The sequence below is a fragment of the Colwellia marinimaniae genome, from assembly GCF_002207865.1.
In the GTDB taxonomy this organism is placed as follows: Bacteria; Pseudomonadota; Gammaproteobacteria; order Enterobacterales; family Alteromonadaceae; genus Colwellia; species Colwellia marinimaniae.
This window is the reverse complement of sequence record NZ_BDQM01000012.1, coordinates 25,590-39,194: the sequence shown is the minus strand read 5'-3', so window position 1 is coordinate 39,194 and position 13,605 is coordinate 25,590. Positions and strand designations below refer to the sequence as shown.

Genomic DNA, 13,605 nt, shown 5'->3' with positions numbered 1-13,605 from the left:
CGCGTTACAGCTATGACGTGCTAGTTACTGTTTGGCTTACTTTTTTAGAGAGTGTCTTGATATTAAAACCAATAAAGCCATAAACAACCGCAAGAATAGGATTAATCCAGTTAAAGAAACAATAAAACATATAATCCAGTGGGCTGACCATCAAGACACCCGACATATAAACCGCACAGGTATTCCACGGAATAAGCGGTGAAGTAATGGTACCCGCATCTTCAAGGGTACGACTCAGTACTAAGGGATCTAAACCTCTTTTTTCATATTCATCTTTATACATGCGACCGGGCATAACAATAGCCATGTATTGATCAGCCGTTAATAAGTTAGTACCGATACAGGTGGCAACGGTACTGGCTATAAGACTACCCGTTGATTTAGCAGACGCTAAAATCACATCAACAAATTTTTTCAGCATGCCTAAATGCTCTAACACCGCACCAAAACTTAATGCACACATGATTAACCACACCGTATTTAACATGCTAGACATACCACCACCACTGAGTAGGTCATTCAATTCACTATTACCGGTTTCAATACTGACACCATCAAAAAAGGCGGTCCATACCACTATGATATTAGCGGTAAGTACGTTCGTTTCTCCGTTGGCTAAACGTAAAATAAGCTCTTGTTGAAAAATTACCGCCCATAAGCCACCAACCAAGGCACCAATGGCCACCGCAGGAAATGCCGGAACTTTTTTAATGGCTAAAACAAGTAAAACCAATAAGGGCACTAAGTTAAACAAAGACAAATTGAACTGCTCACTAAGTTGTTGGCTTAATAAGTCAATGGACTGATCGTTACTGCTGGTAGTTTCATTAAAGCCTAAAAATAGAAAAATTATCAGTGCCGTGGCAATAGAGGGCATAGTGGTCCAAAACATATAACGTATGTGGGCAAACAACTCACTACCGGCAATTGCAGGAGCTAAGTTGGTGGTCTCTGATAAAGGTGAAATTTTATCACCAAAGTAAGCGCCAGAAATAACCGCACCCGCGGTGATGGCTGGTGATAAACCTAAACCTTGCGCTATACCAATCAAGGCAACACCAATAGTTGCCGCTGTGGTCCAAGAGCTACCAATACTCATTGACACTACCGCACACATGACACATGCCGCAGCATAAAACCAGGCAGGGTCTAATATCATCAAACCATAATAAATCATGGTAGGAACTGTTCCGGATAACAACCAGGTACCAATGAGTGAACCAACGGCGAACAAAATAAGAATTGCCCCTAATGACAGAGAGATACCATGGATAATGGCTTTTTCAAGCTCGTGCCAGTTATAACCATTTTTTATCCCTATCACTACGGCTACGCCCATGGAAATAAGCAGTGCTATTTGATTAGGCCCATATGAAGAGCTATCACCAAAGTAAGTTACCGCTAAAGTAAGTAAAGCAATCAAGGTGATAACAGGAATAAAAGCATCTAACATAGTGGGCTTTTTATTTTGATTTAACTCGGACATGAAATGTAAACCCTTTCTTATTGTAGTTATTTAACGGTAAAGTAATTTGATTATCGATAGGAAGTGAAAAAGCAAAGCCGCCTCAATGGGCGGCTTTGCTGTTGTTGTTCAGGTTATTTTTTGGCAATTTTACCCAAAGAGATAAAATCAAAGGTTATACGAGCCGCTTCATCTAAAAATGGGTCTAGATCATCGAGTTCATCCGATAAATCATCTAAATCGGTTATTTTAGCTTTACCTAAAAGCGCAAGTTGCTCATTAACACGCACTAAACGTTTACTTTTTCGTTGTAGACGTTCAGCTTTACGGGTAGCAAAATTTAATGATATTGTTTTATTATCTTTTTCTGCTTGGTATATAGTAATATCTTCGAGTAAATAATTAAATTCAGGGTTATCCTTTATACGCTGCTGATACAGTGACGTTAAATAGTCGATATCGCTACCTAAGTCATTTAACGGCGTATATTTAGCTCGCTCAATTTGATCCCAAGGCAAGGCGTTTTCTTCTTTACTCTCACCCCAGTCTTCTGGGTCAATCGCTGTAGGAAAAGCAATATCGGGTAAAACACCCCGATGTTGTGTACTACCACCATTAATGCGATAGAATTTTGCAATGGTATATTGAATACTGCCTAATGGCTTGTCATATAAGTCATAGACACGACCTAAACCTCGATGTTGCTGAACCGTACCTTTACCAAAAGTATGTTCTCCAATAATAACACCTCGACCATAATCTTGGATGGCGGCAGAAAATATTTCAGAAGCAGAAGCACTGTAGCGATCTACCATAACCGTTAACGGGCCATCAAAAAAACTGATGCCATCTCTATCACTTTGTACCTGAATACGGTTGGCACCATCCCTAATTTGAACAACGGGACCTTTATCGATGAATAAGCCAGTAAGTAAGGTTGCTTCAGGTAATGAACCGCCACCATTGCCACGTAAATCAACGATAATCCCCTCTACTCCCTGTTCTTGGAGTTTGGCGATTTCTTTTTTAACGTCTTTAGACAAGTTGTTATAGAAACTTGGAATGGTGATAACACCCAGTTTTTTGCTGTTGGCATCATCTGAATTTTCTAAGTAAAGCTCAGATTTTGCTGCTCTGTCTTCGAGTTTAATGATATCACGAACAATAGAGACCACCTTAATATTCGCTTCATCATCACTGTCGCCTGATAATATTTGTAAGCGTACTGTGGTCCCCTTTGAGCCTTTGATTAACTCAACCACATCATCTAAGCGCCAACCAATGACGTCTTCAAAATCTTTTTCACCTTGAGCAACGCCAACAATTTTATCTTTTGCTTTTAGCTGCTTTGATTTATCCGCTGGACCACCGCTAACAATACGGTGGATGACAGTATAATCTTCAATTGAACGCAACTCTGCACCTATGCCCTCAAGGGATAAATTCATATCAACTTGAAAACGTTCGGCATTACGAGGTGATAAATAAGAAGTATGGGGTTCAACTACCCGAGCAAAGCTATTCATCACCAGTTGAAAGACATCTTCACTTTCACTCTGCTTTAAACGCTTTATCGCGTAATTATAACGTTTATTTAACACTTCTTTGATCTTTGGCCATTTTTTATTGGTTAGTGTCAGATTTAACACATCTGATTTCACCTTTAAGCGCCATAATTCATCCAGCTCAGCCACACTTGCCGGCCAAGGAGATTTTTCACGATCAAAAGAGTAAAGCTCTTCTTTGGTGAAATCGAACGGGTTTTTATCATCTTTAACAGCCAATAAGCTAAGCGCATACTGATATCGCTCTAGACGCCTTTGCATATTTAAATTATAAATATCATAAGCTATAGCTAACTTTCCACGGGTAAGTACAGTGTCAAATTCAAGCCGATATTTTTGAAAGTCATCGATATCCGTCGCTAAGAAAACATTACGGGCATAATCAAGCTGTTTTATATAGCGATCGAATACCTCCGCTGACAGGGCATCGTCAATGACAACTTTCTTATAATGTGCACGGGTAAATCGTGCCGTAATACGCTTGCTTGCTGTCGCATGCTGAGATTCAGGCATCAGCACAGGCAGCTCTTCCGGGGTATGTGGTTTTTCAAACGCAATGGCGCTGACTGACAAACCTAACGATATAGATACGGCGAGTGCGATACGACGAAATTTTTGCATGCATTTACTTCCTATTCAATTTCTATGTGACTTAACTATCTTGCTAAGCCTGCCGCCACGTTAGCAGTGACGACATTTTTACTGCTATATGTAGATATTTTTTAGCTGAGTCTTAATAATCATACCAGAGTCGAGTTGCACACTAACATCTTTACCAGAAATTTCAGTGATAGTGGCTTTCATTGGTGAATTACCTAACTGCACTCTAATGCTACTACCTACTTTGATTGTAGCTGATTCAACCGGTTTAAGTGGCGCAACGGCTTTTTTAACCGCTGTTTTACTGGCAGACTTCACCGATTTAAACTTAGCTGCATCAGATTTTTTATCCGCTGACTTAGCACTCGCGGCATCTGTAGAGCCTTGCTTACCTTTATATGACTTTTTACCCTCGCTGTCTGTCGCTTTTTTGTTACCAAACTTTTCTTGGCTTTCTTTTAGCGTTTTGCTGGCATAAGCTGCTTGCTCAGCATCTATTTCAGCGACGTCATTACCGTCAACATCAACACGAGAAGTACCAAGCTTGATGGTTTTAAGGTAACGCCAACTACTGGTATAATGTCTAAGTGCTTGACGTAAACGTGTTTTACTAACAGTTTCATCATCGTTAAGCTTTGCTGCTAGGTCTTGGAATATACCAATCTTAAGCGGCTTAACCGGGCCTTTAATCGAAAAACACTCGGGAAATTTTTCGGCTAAATAGGCAATAATATCTTTTGTACTTGTACGTTTAATTTCAGTTTCCATAAATACACTTTTTTTACAATTTAAATTAAATTAAGCTAACTAAATTATCGACTAGAATCACTCTGATAAGAGCACTTTAACAAGAAAATAGCGCCATGTTTATCTTTCTTTATTCTTCAGATTTAAGATGTTGCTCTGGATTATCAATCACATGCTTACACCAATCATATATATCTTCAGTTTCGATATCAACAATCACGTCTTGGCATATCCAAGTATCCCAAATCAGATCCAATAACTGTTCTAAAAGTTCCGTTTCGATATCTTCGTCAGCTAAATCATACATAGTATGATAAAACTCATTCATATTCTCAGTAACTTCTTCTGCTTGACCATCCCAGTCGCCAACAAGTTCTTGGGTAACTAGATAGTCATGAATGACCACAAATTCTTTCATTAAAACTTCACTTTTATGTTTTTACTGTCGGTATGATTTTCAATATTATTTTGATGTTACTTTTAATAAAATTACCTTTTAGTATCATTTTGAGCCGTTATATTCTGCTCAAATATTTTGACTATTGACATAATACCTTGTTCATCTTGCTGATCAAAGCGTGCTAATGCTGTGCTATCAATATCTAAAATAGCAACCACCTTACCCGCTACTTTCACCGGCACAACCAGTTCCGCATTACTACTTGCATCACAGGCAATATGGCCATCAAATTGATGTACATCAGCAATACGCTGCACTTCACCCGTTAATGCACAGGTACCACAAACGCCTTGCCCTAGTGGAATTCGAAGACAAGCAACCTTACCTTGAAAAGGACCCAGCACAAGTTCATCACCAACAAGGCGATAAAAGCCAACCCAATTCACTTCAGCTAAACGTTCAAAGAGTAAGGCACTGACATTGGCCATATTAGCAATAATATCAGATTCATTACTTATTAGCGCTTTAGTTTGCCCTAATAACTCTTGATAAAACTCAGCTTGGTTACTCATTAAAACGTACCATTAAAGAAAGCTATAATAAAAAGCGCTAACATACCTAAAAACACGCGGTAATTAAAGCTTTTATCGAATAATTAGCCAACTATTATCAGTTAATCACTGTTTTTCTAATCTTCAAGGCTAAATTTAACCAAAACACGAGCCGTAATTGTTTGGCTACCAATTAATGATGTATGTGCTCTAGGGCTTGCATCACTCATCATTGCTTCAGCGTACATAGGTCGATAATGGTTACTTGCCAGCTCTTTAAGCAGTAATATTTGCCCTAAACTCCGCCCTGCTTGTTTGACCATACGCTGTGCTTTTTGTTGTGCATGGCTAATGGCTTTTAATAAAGCCTGTTGATAAAATTCATCTTGTCCCGCTACTGTCATAGACAGCGATGATATATGACTTACCTTTATTTTAATAATTTGTGTTAAAAAGCTATCATAATCCGCTAGTTCATTGAATTTCACCGTAATTTGTCGGCTTAATTCAAATAATGGCTGTTTATGAAGATTACCCTTGTTAGTCTGCTGATTCACAGTTTGACCATCGATATAAACATTAGCTTGCCGCGCTCTATGCAATTCAATGCCTTGCACTTGAATTGAGGGCTTTTCTACCACAATACGTAAATTAACGCGGGCAGAAGAAATATTTGTCTCTTTAACTGCTAGGTTTTTCGCGGCATTAACCACTAAATTACTTTTTTTATCCACTAAAGCCTTTAATTTACTAGGCAGGCGACCCCGTTCGGTAATGGTTAAGGTTATTGAGAATTGATCCGGGATAACTACAACACTGCCCTGACCTGATACCTCTATGCCTGCCTGCTCAAAAGCATAAGACTGACTGGGCAGCAATATACACACTACGAAGGCAAAATAAGACGGCAATCGTTTAAGTGCGACAAAAGCACTTTTTATTTGAATCCAAGAATGAATAAAAGATAACACCTGCATGTTTGTTCCTTAAATTAAGCGGTTAAAGTAGACACTTATTACTGAGCAGCGCGCTGCTCTCATGGCTTAGTTTCATCGATAAAATCAATAAACTGTTCTTTTTCGTCACGACTTGCCTTTTGCCACCAGTATTTAAGCATGGGCACAGCGTCGACTTGATTAAGCACTTTTTTGTTGAAATCGTACTCAATTGTATCAAGCTTAATTGCGGTGTTACCACCCTGCGTGCTAACAACGGGCAATGACAAAGTAGTAATCACTTGATTGACCTTTTTAGTCAACTCATAGTCAGTTAACTTTTCTAGCGCTAACACAACTTCTTCTTTATCTTCATCTACTAAGATGAGTTCTGGTGTTTTAACAAAACGTTCGGCTGCGGCTAAATCAGCAATATTGTTAGTCGATAACACTAGTGTTAGCTGTTTATCAACGGTAAATTTAACAACGAAGTAATCCGACTGCACTAGCCTTTCTTCAGCAAAGTCCAGATCTTCAAAAACATCTTTATATTTAACCACTAATACATGTTTTCCTTGCGATAATTGCATGGTTTGTTTACTTGAAAAGAAACCATGCTCAACGGCTTTATCATCAATATCTCGTACTAGTAGATTATCAGCGACGGTTAGCTTAGTTGCACTGACATGAAAGGTAAACAAACTGGAGAACAAGACACTGGCACAAAGATAGTTTACCGGTGTATTGTTGAAAAAAGCTGTACGGCGGGTGATGTGAAACAAGCTTGCCTCCCTTGTTAGTGATAATAAGTAATGACTCTTTATAAACTGCCTAGCAAATAAATTAAAGTAAAAAGATGTGATTAAGTTCGACATTAACTCAATCTCATGGTTATTATCGAATTAAGTTAATATGTAACGAGCAAACATGGATGGCAAGTAACTCGACCTTAGCAAAACTATTTATTAGTACCAGCAAACATATCAGCTTCTTAATTAGTCATATCGTCAAGCCTGACGATATTGATGATATCGTTCAAGAAACCTTTGTTAAAACCTATGAAGCTGATTTAAAGCAAGAAATTAAATATGTGCGCAGCTATATGCTAAAAACCGCAAAAAATCTGGCCTTAAATCATGTGGCTAAGTGGGATAATAAATATAAAGACTCGTTAGATGATTTTGTAGATCCACCTGTTCAATTAACTAGCACTAAAGTTGAAGACGATTATGAAAGTAAAGAGCAGTTTTTATTTTTTTGTCGAGCAACCGAGCAACTGTCAGGTTCAGTGCGTAAATGTTTTATACTAAAGAAGGTTTATGGCTTAAGCCAAAAAGAAATTGCCAGTTACTTAAAGTTAAGTGAAAGCACAGTAGAAAAGCACATAGCACAGGGGCTACTAAAAAGTGCCCGGTTTATGGAACGAATGAACCATCCTCATGGTCATAGTCTCAGTGCTAAGGATAAAAAAGTAGCACAACCAACACCAAGCGCTCTAGTAAAAACCTCCGTCGGTAAATCGAGAAAAATGAATGGGTAATGTCAGCCAACTCTTTAGTCAAGAGTGCAAAAAGAAAAATAATGATAATAATATCCAAGAACTTGCTTGTCTTTGGATAAGTCGTATGGACCGTGGTTTAACTGCGGTTGAACAGCAACAACTTGTTGTTTGGTGTAATCAAAATTCTCAGCATCATAGTACTCTGCTTGAAATGGCTTCTTTTTGGGATGATTTAAGTGTTTTACATGAATTAAGCGCTTTATTTCCGTTAGCCCAGGCAAAAGTAGCCGGTAAACGCCATACTTTGGCAACTATTGCCCTAGTAGCCAGTTTTGCTCTGGTCTCTCTAATAAGTATCAATACCCTAGTTAATGAATCTTTCTTACCCTTCTTGCCCTCATTGAATGAGCAAAGTTTAAGCCAAATTCAGACCTTAAAAACTAAAATAGGTGAACAAAAAAGTTTTACTTTACAAGATGGCTCACTGATCCAACTCAATACCAACAGCCATATAGAAGTTTCCTACAACGCCGAACAACGCCTTGTTACTTTAGTAAAAGGCGAAGCTCGCTTTGATGTTACTAAAGATAATAATCGGCCTTTCACGGTAATTGTTGGGGCAACATCATTCACCGCACTGGGTACCGTTTTTAATGTCCAATGGCATAATAACCAGGCGATGGAATTAGTGGTCACCGAAGGTAAAGTCTTAATCACCCAAGCAACAACATCGGTAAATGACCTTAAAGAAAGCTTAAAACAGGCTAACACTAGCTTTGCTCCCGACCAACTAGCGGCAACGTTAGTTGTTTCCGGTGAAAAAGCGCTAATAGCCGAGCATGCAACGTCAACTAGCACAACCCCCATAGAGAAAGTCTCTTTAGATCAAATTCACCGTGATTTGGCCTGGCAACAGGGCATGCTAATTTTCGAAGGGGAGCCTTTGTCCATGGCACTGGCTGAAATTAGCCGTTATACCACCAGTAGTTTTGAAATTGTTGATAGCGAGCTAGCTGAGATAAAAGTCGCGGGCTATTTTAAAGCCGATGATATTGACGGTCTACTATCATCCTTACAGAGTAATTTCGGTATTAATTTTAGTAAAAAACCCGATGGTACCATTTTACTCACTGCGGCTAACTAACCATCGCTATTTCTTAAAAACTTGCTATTTATTCTCTGTTTATCAGTTAAATAGCCGCTATATATCGCTGGCTATTTAGCCAAACATGCAACAAGATAAAACTAATATTAAAAATAATAAAATAAATTAGAGGATTTCCCCCTGCTTAGCTGTTTATTACTATTGCGCAGTTGGCGAAAGCAATTTCGTCTGAATCAAACCTCGCTCAGACATGCCTTGTTAGTGAATTTCACCCTAGTGGTAATGTTATTAACAACAAGCCATGTCAATGCTGAGGATTTTATTCGCTTTGATATTAATAAACAACGAGCTGATAAAGCCTTAATTGCATTTGCCCAAAAGGTCAATCAAACCATTATATTTTCTTTTGATTTGACCAAGCAACATCAAGCAAATTCATTAAAAGGTTATTATCCTATTACCTTCGGCCTAAAAAAATTATTACATGGCTCTGGTCTAGTCGCTGTTGTTAATAACTCTGGTCAACTGAGCATTCAAGTTGATTCACATAATAAGAGATATATAACAATGAAAAATAAAAGCTTACACGCCGCGCTAGTCCCCATTTTACTTGGTGCCGCTAGTCAAACAGTATTAGCTCAACAAACTGTACAAGTACAAGAAGAGGAAATAGAAAAAATAGCCATTGTCGGTAGCCGTGTGGCCGGTCGCTCGGTCGAAGACTTACCCGTACCCGTTGATATTTTAACGGCAGAAGCCTTGGCCAATACCGGTCAAACAGAAGTCGGTCGTATGTTACAAGCCATAGCACCATCATTTAACTTCTCGAGTTCATCGATCAGTGATGGTACCGATGCCTTACGTCCCGCAACATTAAGGGGTCTAGGCCCAGATCAAACCTTGGTACTCATCAATGGTCGTCGCCGCCATCAAGCCAGTTTAATTCATCTCAATACCTCTGTGGGTCGAGGCACTGCGGGTACGGATATGAACGCTATTCCTGCGGCTTCAATCAAACGCATTGAGGTATTACGTGATGGCGCCGCGGCACAATATGGCTCTGATGCTATTGCTGGTGTTATTAACATCGTCCTTAATGATGCCAGTGAAGGCGGTAAAGTCGCACTATCTTATGGCGAATATTCAGAAGGTGATGGTGAAACCACCAATGTCGATATTTCCAAGGGGTTTAGCTTAGGTGATAAGGGCTTTTTAAATACCACCCTAAACTTTAGAAACCGTGGTTTTACTGATCGCTCTGGCTTACATGGCTCATGTCAATTTTCAGGGTGTACCGACTTAGCTAACGGTGACTTATTATTAGGCGACCCACGCGAGGCAACAGCGACCCGTTCAACCTTTAGAATTGGCGATGCCGATTCAAGTCAATTTGCGTTAATCATTAATACCGGCTATGACCTAGGTGATGGTGAACTGTACGGTTTCTTGACTTATTCAAAGCGCGAGAATGAATCAGCCGCATTTTTCCGTCACAACAATAATGCCGGTGGTAATGCACAGCTACAAGATGGTGAGGCTACCATTTTGGCGGGTTTTTTACCGAAAATTAATACCGATATTAAAGATATTTCTTATAACTTAGGTTATCAAACAGAATTCTCCGATGGCTCAACTTTAGATTTTTCTTATACCTATGGGAAAAATAATATTGATTATGTGACCAGCGATACCATTAACTCTTCTTTTGCTAATGCGCTACGCTATACCTCAAGTTTAACCGCAGATGAAATTCGCGCCGCTATTCCACGCCAAGCATCGGCTTATGGCCTTGAGTTATCACTGCAAACCTTAAACCTTGATTATACCCAAGACTTTGATTTGTTTTCATTTGCCATGGGCACCGAAATTAGAACCGATGAATTTAAAGTCACTGCGGGCGATGAATACTCCTATCGTGACTATGATACCAATGAGGACGGCAGTAGCAAATATCCCGATGACCGCTCTGCCGGTACCCAAGGGTTTGGCGGCACTGCTCCTATGCAAGAAGTAGATGAAAGCCGTGATGTTATCTCTTTTTATCTTGATGCAGAAACTGAAATTATTGATGATTTAATTATTAGCGGCGCGGTACGTTATGATGATTACCAAGGTTTTGGTGACAGTACTAACTTCAAACTTGCCGCTAATTGGTCCGTTACTGAGTGGATAGCTCTACGTGGTGCTATAAGTACCGGTTTCCGTGCTCCGTCAATGCAGCAATTGTATACCGATAACATCAGTACGCAATTTCAAACCGATCCGAACAACCCTAACGGCGATCAAATTGCTGTGCAAGTGGGCACTTTTCGTAATGACTCAAACCTAGCCAAAGCCATTGGTATTCCTGAATTAAAAGAAGAGGAAGCCACCAACTTCAGTTTAGGTACGATAATCCACATTACTGACGAAATAAACCTAACCATTGATTGGTATTCAATCGATATAGATGATCGTATCGTGTTGAGTAACTCATTAGGGCAAGGTTTGTCACCGGCTTTAGATGCAGCGCTCATTGCCTCAGGCGCTGGTGCAGGTCAGTTTTTCCTTAATGGAGCCGATACTGAAACCAGAGGCATAGATATCATTGCCACCTGGAACACTGAGTTAATGGGCGGTGATTTTAGCCTAACCGCAGCGGCTAACTTTACTGAAACCGATGTGGTAAATATTTATACACCCGCAGACAGTGCTTTGGGCAGTATCGAGCCTAGTGACGTTTTTTCAAAACAAGCGGTCTCTATTATCGAAGAATGGCAGCCACAAGATAGGATCAGCTTAAACGGTTTCTATACTATCGGCGATATTAGTATCAATTTAGCCTTTAACCGCTATGGTGAATATACTATCACTGATGGTGGCACACAAACCTACGGCGCGGAAGTATTAACAGATTTTCGTATTAATTACCAAGTAACTGAACAGCTATCATTTAACCTTGGTGGCAATAACATCTTTGATGTTTACCCGGATAAAAACACCATAGGTAACTCACGTTCAGGCACTATAGTAGATGCTGATGGCAACGTTATTGTTAGTAGCCCTGGGGTCTTTACTTATTCACGTCGCTCGGCACCGTTTGGTTTTAATGGTGCCTTTTACTATGCTGGCGCTGAATTTAAGTTCTAGCCTTATCGAGTTATTTATTGCTGTTATAAATAGCACAAGCGCAGCGAAAGCTGCGCTATTATTTGCTTAAGTCTGGAATGAATATACCGCAACTGCAAGCTAATCAGACAGCGCTGGCACCCTTACCCAACCTTCCATTAATACTCTGGCACTACGACTCATAACAACCTTGCTCACCGTCCATTTATCATTATCTAGGCTTGCTTCAGCGCCTACTGTCAAGGTACCTGATGGATGAGCAAAAGTTACCGAACTAACATCAGTTTTACCGGTAGCAAGAGCGACTAAAGTGCCTGGAATTGATGCCGCCGAGGCAATGGCGACAGCAGCCGTGCCCATCATGGCATGATGTAATTTCCCCATAGACAATGCCCGTACTTGTAAATCAATCTCATCTGCTGCGATGTTCTTACCGCTTGAAGTAACATAATCTTGAGCGGGGGCAACAAAGGCTATTTTAGGGGTATGCTGACGTATTTTCGCATCAGCAATATCACTAATCAAACCCATTTTAACCGCGCCATAGGCACGAATAGTTTCAAAACGCGCTAGTGCCTCTTCATCGGAGTTAATCGCGTCTTGCAGCTCTGTACCGGTATAACCTAACGCCTCGGCATTTATGAATATGGTCGGAATGCCAGCAGTGATCATGGTTGCTTGAAAAGTACCAATGCCCGGCACTTCAAGTTCATCAACTAAGTTACCGGTAGGAAACATAGCTTCAGAAGGGTCAACCGGTGCAATAAATTCAACCGGCACCTCTGCCGCAGGAAACGTCACGCCATCGAGCTCAAAGTCACCGGTTTCTTGCACTTGTCCATTGCTGATAGGTACATGGGCAATAATGGTTTTTTGGATGTTCTTCTGCCAAATACGTACAGTACAAACACCATTATCGGGAATTCGGCTTGCTGCCACCAATCCTGAGCTGATGGCAAAAGAGCCAACCGCTGCGGTTAAGTTACCGCAATTACCTGACCAATCAACAAAGGGCTTATCAATAGCAACCTGGCCAAATAGATAATCAACATCGTGATCTGCTTGTTCACTGATTGAAATAATAGCAGTTTTACTGGTACTTGAGGTTGCGCCGCCCATACCATCGGTTTGTTTACCGTAGGGATCAGGGCTACCGATAACGCGTAATAACAAGGCATCACGAGCACTGCCAGCTACCTGACAATCTTCAGGCAAGTCGGTTAAATTAAAAAATACACCTTTTGATGTACCACCACGCATGTAGGTTGCTGGGATTTTTATTTGTGGCGCATGTATTTTAGTGACTAATGACATAGCTCACTCCTGAAATAATTTTGGCTCTGTTAGCTTTAGTATTTCTGCGCAAACACGCAAGACGCATGAACTCTTCCATGAGGCTCGACACAAGCATCCATGCTTGTGAAGCTTGCTTATTTGCATCCGCAACACTAAAACAAATCTACCACCGGAGCTTTTGACTTCAGTTATAGAGAACATAGCCATTAATTTAATATAAAAAGCTGCAACTTTTATTACTGCTTAAAGAAAATCATACAGAGTTGATTTTCATAAGAGGGGTTTTAGTGTTTTAACAAGGCTAAAGCGCGGAATTGACGAACGTCAATGAG

At 40.1% G+C, this 13,605-nt stretch carries 11 protein-coding genes; 3 read left to right on the top strand and 8 right to left on the bottom strand.

The window, feature by feature from the left end; translation table 11 throughout:
• Positions 1-10 precede the first annotated feature (10 nt).
• From nhaC to MTCD1_RS09065, 7 genes are all read right to left on the bottom strand, one after another.
• Positions 11-1,486, bottom strand: a complete 1,476-nt coding sequence (gene nhaC, locus MTCD1_RS09095; protein WP_057180856.1) for a Na+/H+ antiporter NhaC — start codon at positions 1,484-1,486, stop codon at positions 11-13.
• A gap of 113 nt (positions 1,487-1,599) precedes the next feature.
• Entirely contained in the window at positions 1,600-3,651 is a 2,052-nt protein-coding gene (gene prc, locus MTCD1_RS09090) for a carboxy terminal-processing peptidase (RefSeq protein ID WP_057180855.1), read from the bottom strand.
• A gap of 84 nt (positions 3,652-3,735) precedes the next feature.
• Positions 3,736-4,398, bottom strand: coding sequence for an RNA chaperone ProQ (proQ, locus tag MTCD1_RS09085; RefSeq protein ID WP_057180854.1), 663 nt, complete (start codon positions 4,396-4,398; stop codon positions 3,736-3,738).
• A gap of 109 nt (positions 4,399-4,507) precedes the next feature.
• Positions 4,508-4,783 carry a hypothetical protein gene (locus MTCD1_RS09080; RefSeq protein WP_231733006.1) on the bottom strand — a complete coding sequence of 92 codons (276 nt, stop codon included), beginning with the start codon at positions 4,781-4,783 and terminating at the stop codon, positions 4,508-4,510.
• Between the two features lie 83 nt (positions 4,784-4,866).
• The gene (locus tag MTCD1_RS09075; protein ID WP_057180852.1) at positions 4,867-5,349 is read right to left on the bottom strand and encodes a free L-methionine (R)-S-oxide reductase MsrC; all 483 of its coding nucleotides are present in this window, start codon (positions 5,347-5,349) and stop codon (positions 4,867-4,869) included.
• Between the two features lie 116 nt (positions 5,350-5,465).
• The gene (locus MTCD1_RS09070) at positions 5,466-6,305 is read right to left on the bottom strand and encodes an SIMPL domain-containing protein (RefSeq protein ID WP_057180851.1); all 840 of its coding nucleotides are present in this window, start codon (positions 6,303-6,305) and stop codon (positions 5,466-5,468) included.
• A gap of 59 nt (positions 6,306-6,364) precedes the next feature.
• A complete protein-coding gene (locus tag MTCD1_RS09065) occupies positions 6,365-7,045 on the bottom strand; it encodes a YccT family protein (RefSeq protein WP_231733005.1) in 681 nt (226 codons plus the stop codon).
• A gap of 149 nt (positions 7,046-7,194) precedes the next feature.
• On the opposite strand from MTCD1_RS09065, the gene MTCD1_RS09060 reads away from it, so the two are divergent.
• The 3 genes from MTCD1_RS09060 (at position 7,195) to MTCD1_RS09050 (ending at position 11,998) form a co-directional block, all read left to right on the top strand.
• The gene (locus tag MTCD1_RS09060; RefSeq protein ID WP_057180850.1) at positions 7,195-7,803 is read left to right on the top strand and encodes an RNA polymerase sigma factor; all 609 of its coding nucleotides are present in this window, start codon (positions 7,195-7,197) and stop codon (positions 7,801-7,803) included.
• Positions 7,796-8,908, top strand: a complete 1,113-nt coding sequence (locus tag MTCD1_RS09055; RefSeq protein ID WP_057180849.1) for a FecR family protein — start codon at positions 7,796-7,798, stop codon at positions 8,906-8,908. Before MTCD1_RS09060 ends, MTCD1_RS09055 begins: the two co-directional genes overlap by 8 nt.
• 243 nt (positions 8,909-9,151) lie before the next feature.
• The gene (locus MTCD1_RS09050; protein WP_082606488.1) at positions 9,152-11,998 is read left to right on the top strand and encodes a TonB-dependent receptor; all 2,847 of its coding nucleotides are present in this window, start codon (positions 9,152-9,154) and stop codon (positions 11,996-11,998) included.
• A gap of 99 nt (positions 11,999-12,097) precedes the next feature.
• Here MTCD1_RS09050 and prpF read toward each other — a convergent pair whose 3' ends face one another.
• A complete protein-coding gene (gene prpF, locus MTCD1_RS09045; protein ID WP_057180848.1) occupies positions 12,098-13,291 on the bottom strand; it encodes a 2-methylaconitate cis-trans isomerase PrpF in 1,194 nt (397 codons plus the stop codon).
• Positions 13,292-13,605: the final 314 nt, after the last annotated feature.